The sequence below is a fragment of the Isoptericola croceus genome (assembly GCF_029382255.1).
Lineage (GTDB): Bacteria > Actinomycetota > Actinomycetes > Actinomycetales > Cellulomonadaceae > Isoptericola > Isoptericola croceus.
Genome location: NZ_JARLLG010000206.1, coordinates 1 through 275, shown reverse-complemented (window position 1 = coordinate 275; position 275 = coordinate 1). Strand labels below are relative to the sequence as shown.

Sequence of the window (275 nt, the reverse complement as noted above, 5' to 3'; positions counted from 1 at the left end):
ACCAGGGTCTGGATGGCATCCTTGTCGCGAACGAACGGCTTGATCAGGTAACCGTAGGATTCTTCAAACCCAAACATGAAGGTGTGGTTGTGCTTGGTTTCGTATTGGTGAATTTGGTCAGCAATCCACTTAAACCCGGTCAAAACATTGACCATCGTTACCCCGTAACTTTGGGCGATCTTGGTGGCAAAGTTCGTTGAAACGATTGACTTAACGGCTGCCGCGTTGTCCGGCAGGGTACCGGCCTGTTTGTTAGCTTCCAAGATGTAGTGGAG

General features: G+C 49.8%; 1 pseudogene. It reads right to left on the bottom strand.

Going from position 1 to position 275, the window contains the following annotated elements:
* Positions 1 to 275: pseudogene (locus PZC42_RS24565) on the bottom strand (hypothetical protein); the annotation flags it as partial.